The sequence below is a fragment of the Lysobacter sp. M2-1 genome, from assembly GCF_022662495.1.
Taxonomy (GTDB): domain Bacteria; phylum Pseudomonadota; class Gammaproteobacteria; order Xanthomonadales; family Xanthomonadaceae; genus JAKPBU01.
The window spans coordinates 432,354-447,859 of record NZ_JAKPBU010000001.1; the positions used below are offsets into that span (position 1 = coordinate 432,354).

The 15,506-nt window shown below is 63.7% G+C and carries 22 protein-coding genes; 19 read left to right on the forward strand and 3 right to left on the reverse strand.

Annotation, left to right across the window (positions count from 1 at the left end; translation table 11 throughout):
* Nucleotides 1-15 precede the first annotated feature (15 nt).
* The 7 genes from MC375_RS01855 to MC375_RS01885 all read left to right on the forward strand — a co-directional run bounded on the left by MC375_RS01855 (nt 16) and on the right by MC375_RS01885 (nt 3,183).
* Nucleotides 16-423 (forward strand): hypothetical protein, encoded by a 408-nt coding sequence (locus MC375_RS01855; protein WP_242101578.1) that lies wholly within the window; start codon nt 16-18, stop codon nt 421-423.
* 77 nt (nt 424-500) lie between these two features.
* Nucleotides 501-722 (forward strand): PF20097 family protein, encoded by a 222-nt coding sequence (locus tag MC375_RS01860; RefSeq protein WP_242101579.1) that lies wholly within the window; start codon nt 501-503, stop codon nt 720-722.
* Nucleotides 723-858: 136 nt separating this feature from the next.
* Nucleotides 859-1,140: a hypothetical protein gene (locus MC375_RS01865; protein ID WP_242101580.1), complete on the forward strand. Its 282-nt coding sequence runs from the start codon at nt 859-861 to the stop codon at nt 1,138-1,140.
* Nucleotides 1,141-1,209: 69 nt separating this feature from the next.
* Nucleotides 1,210-1,587 carry a DoxX family protein gene (locus MC375_RS01870; protein WP_242101581.1) on the forward strand — a complete coding sequence of 126 codons (378 nt, stop codon included), beginning with the start codon at nt 1,210-1,212 and terminating at the stop codon, nt 1,585-1,587.
* Between the two features lie 95 nt (nt 1,588-1,682).
* A complete protein-coding gene (locus tag MC375_RS01875; RefSeq protein WP_242101582.1) occupies nt 1,683-2,231 on the forward strand; it encodes an AAA family ATPase in 549 nt (182 codons plus the stop codon).
* A gap of 93 nt (nt 2,232-2,324) precedes the next feature.
* Nucleotides 2,325-2,660 (forward strand): antibiotic biosynthesis monooxygenase family protein, encoded by a 336-nt coding sequence (locus MC375_RS01880; RefSeq protein ID WP_242101583.1) that lies wholly within the window; start codon nt 2,325-2,327, stop codon nt 2,658-2,660.
* Nucleotides 2,653-3,183, forward strand: a complete 531-nt coding sequence (locus tag MC375_RS01885; RefSeq protein ID WP_242101584.1) for a GNAT family N-acetyltransferase — start codon at nt 2,653-2,655, stop codon at nt 3,181-3,183. Before MC375_RS01880 ends, MC375_RS01885 begins: the two co-directional genes overlap by 8 nt.
* Before the next feature lie 411 nt (nt 3,184-3,594).
* On the opposite strand, the gene MC375_RS01890 is transcribed toward MC375_RS01885, so the two are convergent.
* Nucleotides 3,595-4,530 carry a DMT family transporter gene (locus tag MC375_RS01890; protein ID WP_242101585.1) on the reverse strand — a complete coding sequence of 312 codons (936 nt, stop codon included), beginning with the start codon at nt 4,528-4,530 and terminating at the stop codon, nt 3,595-3,597.
* A 107-nt stretch (nt 4,531-4,637) separates the two neighbouring features.
* Here MC375_RS01890 and MC375_RS01895 point away from each other — a divergent pair, with 107 nt between their 5' ends.
* The 6 genes from MC375_RS01895 (at nt 4,638) to MC375_RS01920 (ending at nt 9,358) form a co-directional block, all read left to right on the forward strand.
* Nucleotides 4,638-6,062, forward strand: coding sequence for a PLP-dependent aminotransferase family protein (locus MC375_RS01895; RefSeq protein WP_242101586.1), 1,425 nt, complete (start codon nt 4,638-4,640; stop codon nt 6,060-6,062).
* Between the two features lie 252 nt (nt 6,063-6,314).
* On the forward strand, nt 6,315-6,563 hold the full coding sequence (locus MC375_RS01900; RefSeq protein WP_242101587.1) for a hypothetical protein: 249 nt from the start codon (nt 6,315-6,317) through the stop codon (nt 6,561-6,563).
* Between the two features lie 33 nt (nt 6,564-6,596).
* Nucleotides 6,597-6,980, forward strand: a complete 384-nt coding sequence (locus tag MC375_RS01905; RefSeq protein WP_242101588.1) for a VOC family protein — start codon at nt 6,597-6,599, stop codon at nt 6,978-6,980.
* A 95-nt stretch (nt 6,981-7,075) separates the two neighbouring features.
* Nucleotides 7,076-7,792, forward strand: coding sequence for a DUF4386 domain-containing protein (locus tag MC375_RS01910; RefSeq protein ID WP_242101589.1), 717 nt, complete (start codon nt 7,076-7,078; stop codon nt 7,790-7,792).
* A gap of 85 nt (nt 7,793-7,877) precedes the next feature.
* On the forward strand, nt 7,878-8,378 hold the full coding sequence (locus MC375_RS01915) for a nuclear transport factor 2 family protein (RefSeq protein ID WP_242101590.1): 501 nt from the start codon (nt 7,878-7,880) through the stop codon (nt 8,376-8,378).
* A 524-nt stretch (nt 8,379-8,902) separates the two neighbouring features.
* Nucleotides 8,903-9,358: an SgcJ/EcaC family oxidoreductase gene (locus tag MC375_RS01920; RefSeq protein WP_242101591.1), complete on the forward strand. Its 456-nt coding sequence runs from the start codon at nt 8,903-8,905 to the stop codon at nt 9,356-9,358.
* A gap of 105 nt (nt 9,359-9,463) precedes the next feature.
* Here MC375_RS01920 and MC375_RS01925 read toward each other — a convergent pair whose 3' ends face one another.
* Entirely contained in the window at nt 9,464-11,086 is a 1,623-nt protein-coding gene (locus MC375_RS01925) for a hypothetical protein (RefSeq protein ID WP_242101592.1), read from the reverse strand.
* Nucleotides 11,087-11,389: 303 nt separating this feature from the next.
* Between MC375_RS01925 and MC375_RS01930 the strand changes: the two genes are divergently transcribed.
* The 5 genes from MC375_RS01930 to MC375_RS01950 all read left to right on the forward strand — a co-directional run bounded on the left by MC375_RS01930 (nt 11,390) and on the right by MC375_RS01950 (nt 14,110).
* A complete protein-coding gene (locus tag MC375_RS01930) occupies nt 11,390-12,091 on the forward strand; it encodes an aspartate/glutamate racemase family protein (protein ID WP_242101593.1) in 702 nt (233 codons plus the stop codon).
* Between the two features lie 56 nt (nt 12,092-12,147).
* The gene (locus MC375_RS01935) at nt 12,148-12,498 is read left to right on the forward strand and encodes a DUF2185 domain-containing protein (protein ID WP_242101594.1); all 351 of its coding nucleotides are present in this window, start codon (nt 12,148-12,150) and stop codon (nt 12,496-12,498) included.
* A 63-nt stretch (nt 12,499-12,561) separates the two neighbouring features.
* Nucleotides 12,562-12,975, forward strand: coding sequence for a DUF5329 domain-containing protein (locus MC375_RS01940; RefSeq protein WP_242101595.1), 414 nt, complete (start codon nt 12,562-12,564; stop codon nt 12,973-12,975).
* Between the two features lie 40 nt (nt 12,976-13,015).
* Nucleotides 13,016-13,474 carry a hypothetical protein gene (locus MC375_RS01945; RefSeq protein ID WP_242101596.1) on the forward strand — a complete coding sequence of 153 codons (459 nt, stop codon included), beginning with the start codon at nt 13,016-13,018 and terminating at the stop codon, nt 13,472-13,474.
* 240 nt (nt 13,475-13,714) lie between these two features.
* Nucleotides 13,715-14,110, forward strand: coding sequence for a hypothetical protein (locus tag MC375_RS01950; protein ID WP_242101597.1), 396 nt, complete (start codon nt 13,715-13,717; stop codon nt 14,108-14,110).
* A 222-nt stretch (nt 14,111-14,332) separates the two neighbouring features.
* On the opposite strand, the gene MC375_RS01955 is transcribed toward MC375_RS01950, so the two are convergent.
* Nucleotides 14,333-15,118 (reverse strand): TetR/AcrR family transcriptional regulator, encoded by a 786-nt coding sequence (locus tag MC375_RS01955; protein ID WP_242101598.1) that lies wholly within the window; start codon nt 15,116-15,118, stop codon nt 14,333-14,335.
* Here MC375_RS01955 and MC375_RS01960 point away from each other — a divergent pair.
* Complete coding sequence (locus tag MC375_RS01960; RefSeq protein WP_242101599.1) at nt 15,117-15,494, forward strand: hypothetical protein; 378 nt, start codon at nt 15,117-15,119, stop codon at nt 15,492-15,494. The genes MC375_RS01955 and MC375_RS01960 overlap by 2 nt on opposite strands.
* Nucleotides 15,495-15,506: the final 12 nt, after the last annotated feature.

A 15,506-nucleotide genomic window follows, 5' to 3' on the forward strand; every position in this document is an offset into this window, starting at 1 on the left:
GGCGGCTATCAGACAATGTCGTTACTTGAGGCCTTTGCTCTTGCTGTCGTTGTGCTTGCGGGCCTGTACCTGCTTGCCTTAGGGGGTGCATCGCTGTTCGCGCCAACGCGAGCCAGTCGGTTCTTGCTCGGATTCGCCAGTTCTGCACCTGTGCACTTCACGGAGTTGTTTCTGCGCTTTGTCGCTGGTGCAGCGCTTGTACTCCATGCCCCACGCATGGCGCTATCTGGCGCCTTCAATCTCTTCGGTTGGGTGCTGCTTGTCACTACCGCATGCCTGCTGCTGATTCCCTGGCGGTGGCATCATCGTTTCGCTCAGCGGGCCGTACCCCTTTTCACGCGCTACATTGCGTTGCTTGGCTTGGTTTCCTTGGCTATGGGTGGTCTCATTCTTGCGGCGGTGGCACTTGGCCGCGCCGCCTGACAATTCATTCAAGCCGATCCACTTCTGGGCCCAGCTAAATCCCGGCCCCAGGCCGCTCACCACAGATCGAGCTACCCATGGACAAATGCATTCGATGTGACGGCCAGCTCGAGAAGGGCTTCCTGATCGACAAGGGCGACAGCGACATCACCAGGCAGGCCAAGTGGGCTAGCGGCGAGCCCAACACATCGTTCTGGAAGCTGTCCGCGGTTCAATCCGGCAGCAAGACGCTGCCTGTGATCACGTACCGTTGCAGGAGTTGCGGCCGCCTGGAGTCGTTTGCGAACCCAGCGGCCTAGCGATTCATTCAAGCGAATCCACTTTAGTCGACGGGGCGGGCGGCGGCAGCCAGCCATTGGCTAATGCATACTCCTTCCAACGCCCCGTTTGTGGGTTGAACAGGCGCTAGGCGCCATGTCGAAACTGGAGGTTGCTATGGACTCTGACCTCGACGATAAAAGCCGCGAGGAGCTGCTCGCTGAGCTGGTCAAATTGCGCAATGCCGTGCGAGCGCACCGCGATAGCTCAGGCCACAATCTGTGCTGGCACCATCCCGACTTGTGGAATCTCCTGCCGGAGAAATCCAGTGTCAATCCCATTGTTCCGGAGTGGCCAGTATTTCTCCGCGGCTGTCTCAAATATCGTCAATCGCTGGATGAGCAACTACCGGATGCTCCGCGCTCCGACAAGGAGTTTTCCGGGCGTGATGGCGCCTGACAAATCATTCAATCCGGACCCGCTTCGCGGATCGGTTCAATTCAGGCAATAGAGCGCACGGGAGTCACCATGCACACTGAGGCCCAAGCAATCCTGTGGTTCATTGGCCGCCTGCTACTGGGCGGCCTGTTCGTTGTTGGCGGTACCCACCACTTCTTCACCCTGCCTGCCATCACTCAAGCACTCGCGGCCCGTGGCGTGCCTGCGGCAAAGCTCGTTCTGGTAGCGGGCTCGGTGTTCCAGATCCTGGCTGGCTTGGCGCTGATCTCCGGCTTCTATCCAGTGTGGGCCGCCCTGGGCCTGGTTGTCTTTACCATTGCGGCCTCTGTGTTGCTGGTGAACTTTTGGGACATGGAAGGCCCAGCACGTGCTGGTGCGATCACCACGTGGCAGTCCAACCTCGCCATCATCGGTGGGTTGCTGGTCGCGGCAGCCCACTCGCTGTAGTCATGCGGGCGCGCTCCAACCACTCATTCGGGCCGCAGCCGGTGCGCGGAGCGGATTGGCTCAGGCATTAGGCCCCAGAGGAAGAAGACCGCACCTTGAACAACCCGCGCTTTTACGTGATCACCGGCGCTTCCGGAGCCGGCAAGTCCACCCTGTTGAAGGCGCTTGGCGATCTGGGCTACTCCGTCGTCCCCGAGGTCGCCCTCACTCTCGTGCAGGAGCAAGAGCAGTGTGGAGGGGACCTCTTCCCATGGACCAATCTTCAAGCGTTCATGGACGAAGTCGTTGTGAGAAACGTCAAGGCCTACGACGCGGCTCAGGCGTTGCCGCCGCCCGTGTTCTTCGATCGCGCAATCCCCGAATGCCTGGGGCACATGCGGCTGCTTGGTCTGGAACTGAAGGCCGCGCATGAAGCGGCATCGGGGCAGCGCCGTTATGCCAACACGGTGTTTGTGGCAGAACCCTGGCCGGAGATCTATGTCTGCGATCGCTGGCGCCGTGCGCCATTCGACCGCGCGGCGCGCTCGTTCGAGCCGACCGTGGCTGCTTACGCTGAAGCAGGCTATGACACCTGTGTTGTCCCCAGGGTGCCGGTCGAAGAGCGGGTTGCATTCGTTCTCCGGCAGCTTGAAGCTGGCGCCTGACAGTTCTTCCAAGCCGAGCCCGCTTCGCGGCACGGCTTAACTCAGGCGCCAGGCGCCACGAGTTCCCTGCCACGCATGACCGGGCCAAAGGCTATGAGCAACGTCCATCCTGTTTTTTGCGCCATCTACCGCTGGCGCCTGCATCCGGGGGCCGAGCAGGCGTTCATGCGGGCCTGGTCGCGGATTACCCAGTTGCTGGTGACCGAGCGGGGCTCATTGGGCTCACGCCTGCATCGTGGCCCGGACGACATCTGGTACAGCTACACCCAGTGGCCATCGGCCGAGGCGAAGGCGGAAGGTCTGGCGCGGCCATCGGTGGATGCCGAGGCCTGGCAGCAGCTGCGCGCTGCGATTGCCGAGACCTTGCCGGAGCTGGTGCTTGAGCCGGTGTATGACTTTCTGGTGCCGCTGCCGCGGCGTGATGGCTGACATGCTGGCTATCCATAAATATCGCCATAGCGACTTGCCGGCCAAGCGGAGTGACGAGCTGAGGCTGCTTGCGAACAATGAATTCGATCAGTTTCCAATCGTTCGCCAGACCGTTTGGACCACTCCGGACTGGTCGTTTCTCGGCATGGACGAGCACAATCTTGCATGCTTCTACAACCTTGTGGAGCGCGTCGTCCGTTTTGACGACCAGCCGGTTGAGATCGTCGGGCTCAACAATCTTGTCACGGCTCCGGGTTACAAGAGCCGCGGCTTGGCGTCTGAGTTGCTCAGGAGCACCGAAGCAGAGTGGTTCACAACGTTGAAAGCCAGGTATGGCTTGCTACTCTGCGCCGACCATCTGATTCCATTTTATGCGCGGCTGGGTTGGCAGCGCGTTTCATCGGAGGTTCGCTACTCTCAGCCCGAAAGAAAGCATGTATGGACGGCCAACTGCATGGTGCTCAGCCCAGCACGAGAGCGCGTCGAGCCACATGTGATCGACCTTTGCGGTTTGCCGTGGTAGCGACGCGGCCTGACAGTGCATTCAAGCCAACGCCTGCGGCGTGGCCACCCCACTTCTGAAGGGTCAGGTTCATTTACCTAGAGCAGAAGTGTTTCTGACACCGCCATTTATGACTTTCTGGTTGCGCTGCGGCGCCGTGACGCCTGACGAGGCATAACGGGCGCTGGCCCTTCGACTTCGCGCCTTCGGCGCTACGCTCAGGGCGAACGGGGCTGGGGTGTGTGGCGCTGCAGTGGCGCTGGTGGGCGTGTGCATGCGCACCGGGTGCGTGCGGCTTGCGGGATCGGGCATGGCGTAAGGGCATTCGCGGCCGAGGCCGCTCCCACGGGGGCGATGTGTGGATAGGGGCGAAGATCGCCCCCACCCCAACCCTCCCCCGCAAGCGAGAGAGGGTGACAGGCATTGCTGCGGTCAGCGCGAGGCGGCGTGCTCCGGCTCGCCGCATTCGATAGCCGCCGCTGCATCGCTGCGCGTGCGCAGCAGACGCCATTTCAGGTTGACGCCGAGCGTGCCGAGCACGATCAGGGCCAGGCCCGCGCCCTGCAGCAGGCCCAGCGCCTGGCCATAGAGCAGGTAGTCGAGCAGCAGGGCCACGCCCGGATACACGAACGCGATGACCGCCAGCGTGCCCACCGGCAGGCGTGGATAGGCCGAGTACATCAGCACGTAGCACACGCCGCTGTGGATCAGCCCCAGCCCGGCCAGCCACCACCAGTGCGCGCCGGGGACCGCGGCGGCGGCGATGTCGGCGAACGGCGCCAGCAGCACGATGCCGACCACACACTGCACCAGCACCACCGCCAGCGGGCGTTGCCGGCTGATGCGGCGCGACATCATCAGCGACGCGCCGGCCAGCAGGGCGGCGCCGAAGGTCAGGGCGATGCCGAACAGATAGCCGGCATCGGCCTCGCGCCACAAGCGCTGCGGATCTGCCGAGAGCAGCACGCCGACGAAGGCCAGCGCCGACCATGCGATGTCCACGGCGCGCGTGCGCTCACCGTAGAACAGCGCGGCGAACGCCAGCATGGCGAACGGGAAGAAGTGGTAGACCATCGTGGCCACGCCGATGGACGAGCGCTCCATGCCGGCGAACAGCAGCACCCAGTTCAGCACCAGCAGCACGCCGCTGATCGCCGCCGCACGCAGCAGCGCGACATCGCGCCACAGGTCCTGCAGCAGGCCGCGCGACCAGCCCCAGGCCAGCAGGAATAGGCTGCCGAACACGCAGCGGAAGAACACCGCCGTCACCGGGTCCTGGCCGCTCTCGTGCACGAACACGCCGACCGAGCCAATCAGGACTTCGGCCAGCAGCAGCTGGATCAGGGCGGTGCGGGTTTCGCCAGGCATGGAGTGGTGCGCCGGGGAGTAAGGGAGCGTGTAGCGTGGACCTGCGCAGCCGACCAGTACAGTTTCAGATACCATCGAATTTGACCAGTACAGATGTGGAGGCCGGCATGTCGACGCAAACGCTGTACGAACGCGTCGCCACGCACCTGGGCGAGCAGATCCGCCGCGGCGTGCTGCGCGCGGGCGAGCGCATGCCCTCGCTGCGCCAGCTGGGCCGCGACCAGGGCGTGAGCGTTTCCACCGCGGTCGAGGTCTACGCGCAGCTGGAACGCCAGGGCCTGCTGGAAGCGCGCCCGCGCTCGGGCTATTTCATCCGCGCGATGCCGGCACCCGGTGCGGTGGGAGCCCGCGCGCCCGCGCGACTGGCGCGCACGCCGCAGCCGGTGCGCCAGCCGGAACTGCTGTGCGTGCCCGAGGAACTCACGCGCAAGGCGCGCATGGCCTTGCATTCGGCCACGCCGGCGCCGGCGCTGCTGCCGGGTGCGGCGTTGCACAGCGCGCTGCAGCGGGTCATGCGCCGCGATCCGGACGCGGCGGTGCGTTACGCCGCGGCCGAAGGCGTGGCCGACCTGCGCCTGCGCATCGCCGAGCGTTACGCGCGCGTGGGCGTGGACGTGGACCCGGAGGAAGTGGTGATCACCGCCGGCGCGATGGAAGCCATCAGCCTGGCGCTGCGCGTGGTGACTTCCCCCGGGGATGTGGTGCTGCTGGAAACGCCGACCTACCACGGGCTACTGCAGGCGGTGGCGGCGCTGGGCCTGCGGGTGCTGGAAGTGCCGACCGATGCCGAGTCGGGCATCGACGTGGCCTGCCTGGAGAAGCAGCTGGCGCGCCAGCCGGTGCGCGCCGCGATCCTGGTGCCCAACTTCAACAACCCGGCCGGCAGCCTGACCGGCGACGCCGGCAAGCGCGCGATCGTCGCGGCCTGCACCGCGCACGGTGTCACCTTGATCGAGGACGACCTGTATGCCGAGCTCGCCTTTTCCGGCGAACGCCCGCCGCCGCTGCGGCGCTTCGACACGCGCGGCCAGGTCATCACCTGCGGCTCGTATTCGAAGATGCTCGCGCCGGGCCTGCGCGTGGGCTGGGCGCTGGGCGGGCGCTGGACGCAGCAGCTGCTGCACGCGAAAGGCTTCTCCACCGTGGCCACCGCAACGCTGCCGCAGCTGGCCATCGCCGATTACCTGGCGCGGCACGGGCTGGATCCTCACCTGCGCCGCCTGCGCCGCGCGCTGGCCGACAACGCACAGCGCAGCCGCGATGCGATCCTGCGCCACTGGCCGGCCGGCACCTGCGTAGGTGATCCAGGCGGCGGCCTGTCGCTATGGGTGCAACTGCCGCAGGAACTGGACGCGCGGAGCCTGTACGAAGCGGGGCTAGCGCGCGGCATCGGCAGCCTGCCCGGGGATCTGTTCTCGCTGCGCGGCGACCACCGCCACCACCTGCGCCTGAGCTTTGGCGTGCCATGGAGCGACGCGGTGGACGACGCACTGCGGACGCTGGGAAAGCTGGCTTCGACGGCGGCGCGGTGAGATGCCGCAGCGCAAGGCCGTGGTGGCGGCCTGGAAGAGAGGGCCCTTCGACTTCGCGCCTGCGGCGCTACGCTCAGGGCGAACGGGGTCTGAGGTATCCGTGGGGGCCAGGCGCAGCGCCGGAAATGGAGCGGGGATTTGTCGTGCGGTGGCTGGCGGCTCGCATGCGACACCGCCGGCGTATCGCTGTTGCATACTCGCCCGACACCGCGCCCAATGGCGCCAGGTCGTACAACCTGGTTCGGAGGGACCATGAAGAACGCTGCTGCCGCCACATCTCGCCGGGCACTGACGGTCTTTCTGCTCGCCATCGCAGGGTCGGTCACCGGACTTCTTGCGGGGCCTCGTATCGTGGCGGCATTTCAGGGTTCGCCCGCGTGGATGCTCCCTGCCATTCTCTGCGCTTCGGTGCTGCTCGCACTGGTCGCCACGTACATGGCGTTCAATTTCGCCACCAGAAGCAAGCGGCATCCGCCGTCTGGACAGGATGGCGTGGTCTGACAACGCGTCGGGCGTTAGGCCAGGAGGATTGCGATGCTGACCAACGTCATTCTCGGCACCAACGATCTGGACAGGGCGGAGGTCTTCTACGACGCCCTGCTGGCGCTCTTTGGCGCCAGGCAGGTCATGAAGAACGACCGGTCCATTCTCTGGAAGCCGGGCGATGGCGGCAGCGGCATTGCGGTGTGCACGCCGCATGACGGGCAACCGGCAACCCATGGCAATGGCACGATGGTTGGCCTCAGAGCCGGGTCCCTGGGGGAGCTGACCCGCATTTACGAGACCGCCCTTCGCCTGGGTGGCTCTTGCGACGGCGCGCCGGGCGAGCGAAAGCCCGGAGTGCACGCTGCGTACTTCCGCGATCCGGACAAGAACAAGTTCGGGGTCTTTTTCGTCCAGCCGACTCCTGGCAATTAGTTCAAGCCGAGACCGCTCCGCGGCTTGGTTCGATTCACGCGTCAGACCGCACTTCCAAGTCGTATCGCATTCGAATACTTCGAGGAGACCTAGAAATGACGATCACCAGTCCGGAAGCGGATCAGATCAGGGCGGCCAGGCTCGCTGGCGCCATGTACCTCATCACTATGGGCACCGGGATCTTTGGCCAATCGTTCGTCCGGGGCTCCCTGCTGGTGCGTGGCGACGCCACGCAGACCGCGCTGAACATCATCGAGTCCGAGCGCTTGTTCCGCGTCGGCATCGCTACCGATCTGATCACGTTCACCGGTGTCGTGGTGCTGATCTGGGCCCTCTACGTCCTGCTCAGACCCGCCGGCAAGAACCTCGCCTTGCTGGCTGTGCTATTCCGGCTGGTCGAGGTAGCGGTCCACTATGTTGCGGTCCTTTTCAGCCTGAGCGCCCTCGTGCTTCTCAGCGGAGCCGACTATTTGGCGCCACTCGGCGAGGATCAACTGCACGCCCTGGCACGGGTTGCCCTCAACACTCAAGGCGCCGGATTGAACCTTGGATTCGTACTTCTTGGCCTGGGGTCGGCTGCCTTCGCCTACCTGTTCCTCAGATCGCGCTATGTGCCGAAAATCCTGGCGGGCTGGGGCGTGTTTGCGTCGTTGCTGCTGAGCGCATCGGCGATCGCTGTGATTCTTTTCCCCGCCGTCGGGCGATTTGTACTGGCCGCCATGGTTCCCATGTTCATCTATGAGGTGACACTCGGCTTCTGGCTGCTGCTGAAGGGAGCAAAGATCAGGCCCGACTCTACGAGCGCGGCCTGACAATTCATTTGAGCCGAAGCCGCTTCGCGAGCCGGCCTAACTCAGGGGTCATGCACTGCATCCACCACTTCGCAGGAGCCGAAACATGAAGTCATTCCAATGTTTGATTATCGCGGCTGCTTTGTTACTGGTTGCACGCACTGGATACGCTCAGGAATCGCCCGTTGTCGCTCCTGATCCGGAGCTTGCAGGGACCTTCGCCGAGTACGCCAAGGCAGCTGAGCTGTTCTATGACGGCAAGCCCGATGCGGTGAAAAAGCTCTGGTCACACGGAGACGACGTGACGCTCTCCGGGGCGGCAGGCGGTCAGACAGCGAAAGGCTGGAAGAACGTCAGCGAACGGCTTGACTGGGCCAGCTCCCAGTTCTCCAGGGGATCAAAAGCAGTCGAGTTGATTCAGCAGACGGTGAGCGGCGACTTTGCCTATGTCGTCCAGTACGAGCACATTCTCTTCTATCCTCCCGGGCAGTCGAAGCAGTCCAAAAGAGACTATCGGGTGACCACGATCTTCAGACGTGAGCCGGAGGGTTGGCGCGTCACGCACCGTCATGCGGATACCCTCTTGAAACGAGAGGCCATCAAATAGCCGGCGCAGGTGGCACCTGACCATTCATTCAAGCCTAAGCCGCTTCGCGGCTCGGCTTGATGCAGGCGTCAGGGCTCAGGGAACGCTTCGCACCACTGCGCTTTTGCTGACGGCTCTGGCGCTACCCGTCGTAGCAGGAGGTGCGGCCTTCTTTGAGGGTGGAACGGTCGCCCTTCGACTTCGCGCCTTGGGCGCTACGCTCAGGACCAACGGGTTCTGAAGTGTCTGTTGGGGCTACGGCTGCAGCTGCGGTGCTACTGGTCCGTCCGTGCATGCGCGCCCCCAAAAATGCGTGCGGCTGCCGGATACGGCATACGGCGCCGGAAGCGGCGGGTGTATGGCCGGAGCGGGTTGGCCACCGCGTTTCAGGGTAGTCCATGAGTTGGAGTGTGGATCTGACGGCGCCGCCGCCAATCCATGGCTGATGCATACCCCGAGCGCACGCTGCCCAATGGATCGAATAGACGTTAGGCACGAAAAGCCAGCTCTCTTTCAGCCACCAACTCAAAGCAAGGAGTTTGAACATGACGCGACACCAGATTACCGCAGCCGCGGTTGCAGCATTCTTATTTGCACCGCCCTGCTTCGCTCAGAGTGTCACGCCAGAAGGCATTGCCGAACAGTTCGCTCAGGCATGGAATGCTCACGACAAGGCGGCGTTCGATAAGATCTTTACTGATGACGTGCACTTCATCCCGACATACGACTTGGTGAGTGAGGGCCGAGAAAACGTAGTCACTGGCATCTATGGGGCACACGAAAGTTGGGCTAAGGACACGACCCTCACCACCAGCAAAATATCGGTCCAGCAGCTACCCGGAGACGCCGCTGTGGTGCACTTCAACGTGTTGGTGAATCCACCCGCTGGCGTCGATGCGCCTGCCCTTGAAAGAACGCTGCTATTGGTTGTCGCCAAGCAGCAGGACGGCTGGAAAATAGCTGCGGGCCAGCTTACAAAACCCAATTGTCCGGGCGAGTAACGGATAAGCTCCGCAGCGAGGCTTGACTCTGGCGTCAGGTCAGGCCGCACGCAATTCCGATCGCGCGGCAGCAGGGCGCGATCAACTCACTGAAACTCCGCCCAATCAGTGCTTCGCAACGAAGGCTCTGGCCTGATCGATTTCACTGCGTGCTGCATCCGGACTGGCCTGTGCCAGCAGCCGTGCGTAATACGCCCTGGCCTTGGGAAGATCGCCGGCACGCTCCGCGGCGCGGGCAGCGCCGTAGGTATTGCGGAAGCGATTGGGGTCGTTCTGCAGCGACTGCTCGAAGGCCGCTAGCGCCATGGTGGGCTGGTCCAGTTCCAGCAGCAGTTCGCCGAGCATTTCGCGCACGGGGATGACCCTGCCAGGCATCATGATGTGCTCTTCGGTCTTGTCCTCGAGCTCGGCGGTTTCGCGCATGCGCTCGAGCGCGTCGTTGTTGCGTCCCTCCGCCTTCGCGATCCACGCCGAGATCGCGCCTGCCTGGATCTCTGCCTGGCTGGCCCAGTAGTCCTTCTTCTGCGCGACCATGGCGTCGCGCAGTGCGGCCAGGCGCGTGAGTTCTGTCTTGGCTGTGGTTGTATCGCCACTTCGGGCCGCGCCCAGGCCCCGCGCATAGGCGTTCACGGCCTCGCCTTCCGGAAAGAGGCTCCAGTTGAACTGCTCGCGCACCGGGTGCAACGCAAGCTGCGACGCCGCGACCCAGTCGCCACGCTCCAGCGCGTAGCGTGCCGGGATCGCCGCGCCTGCGTACGCGATCTGGCGGGCTTCCTGGTCCGGCTTGCGGCCGGAGTTGACGACATCCACCCACTTGCGTGCTTCGGCATCGCGGGCGAGCTGCAGGTAGGCGTACACCATGTAGTCCATGGCGTGGTAGATATCGCGATCGGAATCCGATGCCGCATGCGAGCGCAGGTTGGTGCCGATCGAGTCCCGCCACTGGCCGATCCGGGAGAAGATGTGCGAGGGCATGTGCAGCGCGTGCGGCGAGTCCGGCGCAATCGCGGCGTAACGCCGTGCGGCATCCAGCCCACGATCGGCGATGGCAGGGAAGTCGTAGGCGTGGATGATGAAGTGCGCGATGCCGGGATGGTTCGGCTGCGCGGCTAGCAGTGCTTCCAGGATCTTCGCGCTCCTGAGCTGTTGCGCATAGGTCTGGTCGTTGCGGTCCGCGGTGACCTGCAGCCATTGGGCGTAGAGGATGGCGGCCTCGGAATCCTCCGGGTAGCGCCGGTGAAGCTGCTCGAGCGCCTTCTCGTACGCAACCGCCCTGGTCGCGAACGGAACGGTGCCGTGGTCCTTGAACACCACCTCCACGGCGGCGATGTAGTCGCGCTCGCGCTGGGTCTTGCCGCCGAGCTGCTTGGCCCGCTCCACGGCCGCCCACCCCTGCTGCTCCTGTTTGGGCGTGGGCGGCGATCCAAGCGCGTTGTCCAGGCTCGCCACAGCTTTGACCCAATGGGCCATGGCGCAGCTCGGATCCGCGGCCAGGACCTCCGCGACGGCGGCGTCGATCTTCTCCCAGTAGAAGGAATACAGCAGCGAGGCCGCGGTGTTGAACTTCGCCTGCGCGGCGGGTGTGCAGGAGACCGGAAAGCGGACGTCTCCCAGGACCGCCGGCGCTGGATGGTGATCGTGGTCCTGCGCTCCGGCGCCCGACGCGCAGCAGATCCCGATGGCGACGAGGTAAGCGACAACGGCTGGAGCCAGGCCCCGGATGTCCATCTCGAAGTCTCTTCGCGGAAGGTGTCAAACGGCCCAACGCCGAACCCGGGAACTGTCGGACAACGCCACCGAGGATCGGCGCCCGCTCCTGCCGACCGCTTGGGTCGAGAGCAGGCATGCGCGCGTGCCCGAATGCGGGCGGGTTGTGGGTACGGCATGAGGCCGAGTAACTGCGATTGTCCCACCGGCGGATGGCGCCCCGTGCGCGGCACTGCCGGCCCATGGCTGATGCATACTCCGCGCAACACCGCGCCCAATGGGGCGAGTGGCGTCAGGCGTCACCGATTGCAACGAAGAGGCCGCATGAAAACCATAGGCATGATCGGAGGGATGAGCTGGGAGTCGACCGCGCTCTACTATCAGATCATCAACAGAACGGTTCAGGAACATCTGGGCGGCCTGCATTCCGCGAAGATCGTGTTGTACAGCTTCGACTTCCATGAGATCGAGCAGCTGCAGCACAAGGGCGACTGGGACACATGCGGCAGGGAGCTCGCCCGTGTCGCGACATCGCTCGAAGCTGCCGGCGCGGACCTACTGGTCCTTTGCACGAACACCATGCACCTGGTTGCGCCTGCCATCGAATCGGCTGCAAGCATTCCCCTGTTGCACATCGCCGATCCAACCGCACTGCGGATCAAACACTCGGGACTCTCGAGGGTGGGCCTGCTCGGCACCCGCTTCACGATGGAGCAGGCGTTCTACAGGGACCGGATGACCGAAAAACACGGGATTGAGGTGATCACGCCTGACAAGCAGGCACGAGACACGGTTCATCGCATCATTTACGACGAACTGTGCAAGGGCAGGATCCTGCCCGAGTCGCGCGCGGCCTACCGAAGCATCATGGCGGACCTGGCGGACCAGGGCGCCCAAGGAATCATTCTGGGATGCACGGAGATCACCATGCTCGTCGATGCAAGTGATGCGCGAGTCCCGCTTTTCGACACGACGGCAATCCACGCACAGGAAGCAGCGCTTGAGTCATGCCGGGGCGACACCTAGCAAATCACTCAAGCCGTTGCTGCTTTGCGGCCGGCTCAACCCAGGTATCAGCGCTCATGACCAAGCAGTTCAAGCTCTCCGCAGACCAGATCAAACCGATCGCCGAGGGCTATGGCGGGTGCATCGCCACCGACAAGATCACGGTCGAGGGCTACCCCGTTCGATTCATGTATCGGGAAGCACCGGACAACGAGCTCGATAGCGGCTGGCGCTTCATGTCCGGGTTTGAGGACGACGCATACATGGATGACCCGGACAACCTGGCCATCTACGACGTCAACACGATTGCCAACTACGACCCGAGCATTGTCCCGTTGCTTGAGGCCCCGGAGGGCAGCGCCTTCGAGAAGACGCCCGAGTCGGAGAGATTCCTGCCGGTCGCGGACTGGGCACCGGATGAGTCCTGACAGTTCATCCAGGGGAAGCCGCTTCGGGGCCCGGTTCAGTTCAGGCGTTGGCGCCGGAATGAGATGAGGTCGATCCTGTTGCTGCTGTTGGTGCTCATGTCTGGGGCTGCGATGGCCCAGCAGTCGCTGCCGCCGTCGGCCAGTCGCGAGATAGAACAGCTCTTTCTTGCGCTCGAACAATCCCATTGTCAGTTCTATCGGAACGGATCCTGGCATGCCGCCGAAGAGGCGAGTGTCCACCTGCGTCGCAAGTACAACTACCTTGTCAAGAAGGGCCTCGCCTCATCGGCCGAGGTTTTCATCGATCGTGCCGCGTCGAAGAGCAGCATGTCCGGCAAACCCTATTTGGTTAAGTGCGGCAGCGCCACGCCGGTTGAGAGCAAGCAGTGGTTTACCGGCAAGTTGCGCGAGGTGCGGGCTCGCCGTACCGGTGCCGACAATTCATTCAAGTGGATGCCGTTTCGCGGGTCGGCCTAATCCAGGCGTCAGGACCCGCGCGAGGCCTATCGGAGGAAACATGGTCGAAATGCTTTTTCCTCGGATCGCCGACAATCGGTACCCCGGTCGGCGCCTTGGCCTGTGGCTGTTCGGACTCATGCCGCTGAAGATCGCCATGGGCTTGAACGTCATGGTCAATGCACCGGAAGTCGCGCAAACGGCCGATGGCGTACCGGTGAGCTCTTTCGGTGCAGCTGCCGCAGCAGCCTTTTCATTTGTCTTTGCAGCGTGGGGCCTTGGTCAGCTCGTGCTCGGCTTGGCCAGTCTCGTGGTACTGCTGCGATACCGCAGCCTGGTCCCACTTGCGTTCCTGTTGCTGCTCATCGAGCAGTCCGGGCGCATGTCGCTTCGGCTTCTCTGGCCGGTCCAGCGCATTGACGCGCCGGGCTCCACGATCAATCTCGTGCTTGTCGCACTCCTGGCGCTGGGCTTCATTCTGTCGATCTGGCGGCCTCGTCAAGCATCGGGCGGGGTCTGACCATTCATTCAAGCCGACGCCGCTTCGCGGGTCGGACTAATTAGGACGTCAAGGCTCATGGAAAATTTCGCAACCATTATGCTTTTGCTGACGGCTCTGGCGCTGCCCGTCGTCTTGTTTCTGCTGTTCCGCCCGCTGGCTCCAGCCTTTCCATTGCGGTTGCCTACGGGTGGGCATGTCCCCTGGCCCTGGTGTTGGTCACCTGGCTTGTCTGGCATTTCGTGACGCGGCGTAAGCGCGATGACCATTCGTCCAAGCAGCCACCGCTTCGCGGCGCGGCGTGATTCAGGCACAGCGATCGTGACGCGTCCCGCCTGCCTGTTGGCCGCAGCGATCGTTTTTGGCGGCTGCGCATCTGCATCGCCGCCGGAGGCCTGCCCCATTTCAGGCGAGTTCGAGCATTGGCGGGCCGACTATTGTCTCTTCATGACCGAAACCGACGACATCATCGCCGCTGATCCCTGCCTGGAGCGCGAATCGAGGATTCGGTTCCGGAATTCCTGCAAGGGCAAGCTCCACTACAAGCGCGCCTTGTGCGAGCTTGTCATTGATGCTGGCCAGCGGTCCGGCTCCATCGAAAGTTGTGTCGAAGACCCATTGTTCGTGGGCCCGACAGTCCGCAACGGCGGCGTTTGAGGGCTGTCCGTGCAATGAAGCGGACCCGCCTGGCGCTCGGATTGATGCAGGCGTAGGGCTCAGATGGAGGGCCTCGTGATGATGGATGTCACGTGCTCGACCGACCACCGGGCTGCCGGGTTGTCAGATGCCACGGTTGAGCCATGGCCATTCATTCGAGCCGCCCACCGCGCGCAGTGCGCTACGCGACAGGTTGCCAGCCGGCGAGATTCGTCGTTGCCCTCACCGCGGCGAGGTTCGACCGAGGCGGTCTATCGCATCCAGGCAAGCCTCCTTGACCATCTTGCGGATTGCCTTATCGGGTCTGCTAGCCGCAAGCATTCGGTAGGCTGGATAGCTCGTCAGCATGAACATCAACGCTATCGCATCGCGCTTATCGGTAGCCGACGCGCGCTCCAGGGGCATACGGCCGACAAGGCGCGTCAGTACATCTCGGCGCAATTCGTTGCGAGCGAGCAGAACTGCCCCGAACTCCGGGTCTAGCCCGATCGCGTCAAACAGTCGGCCCAGTGCCGAATCGCTGGCCCAAAAATCGCAGAAGACATCGACCAGACCCTTGAGCGCCTCGATTGGATCCTCAGCTGCGAGGACCTTGGGCAGCCGGGTCAGCCCACCGGTGCGGGCGATTTCATCGAAAACCGCCTCCAGCAGCCCGCGGCGCGATCCGAATTGGTTGTAGACCGTCAGGCGTGTAACGCCTGCCGCCTTGGCCACGGCATCTAGCGAGAATCGTGCGATGTCCTGCTCACGCAGGAACTTGGTTGCGCAACGCACGACCTCGCCCCGCTTTTCCGCTGCGGCAGCCGTGCGTGCGGGACTGGTATAGGGGCGCGGTGTCATCTCTGGTCGCTGGGCACCGGGGTGAGGGCGAATTCCGGATAGCCGCGCGAGCATAGCGGCACTCCGCACCGAACGGTGGTGCTCGACCTTGTTAGGCAGGCTGCGGCGCTGTTGCATCCGCTGCTGATTGGATATACAGTAAGTATATTCAATACGAGATGCGGACATGTATGGCAGCGTGACGATAGTGATGGCCTTCCACGTGCTGGGCGCAGTTTTCTGGGCAGGCAGCAGTTTCGTCGTTGCGCGCTTCGGTGGACTGGACACTCGACGGGTATTTGGCGCCCAGGCCGGGGCCGCCGCCGTGACCATCCTGACCGGTGGATACTTGTGGAACGCCTTCCATCGCGGTGCTTTCGGGAAAGCGGAGCAGGTCTTGGCGATCGGCATCGTGGCCGCAGGCATCGCCCTTGCGCTGCAACTCGCCGCGTTCTTTTATCTGGGCAGAACCAGGGCAACCGGACGCGTGGCGGCATTGCACTACCCGGCAGCGGGTCTACTGGCAATCGCCGTAATCGGAATGGCGATCGCGCGGTTCGTCTAGCAGGTAGGCCGG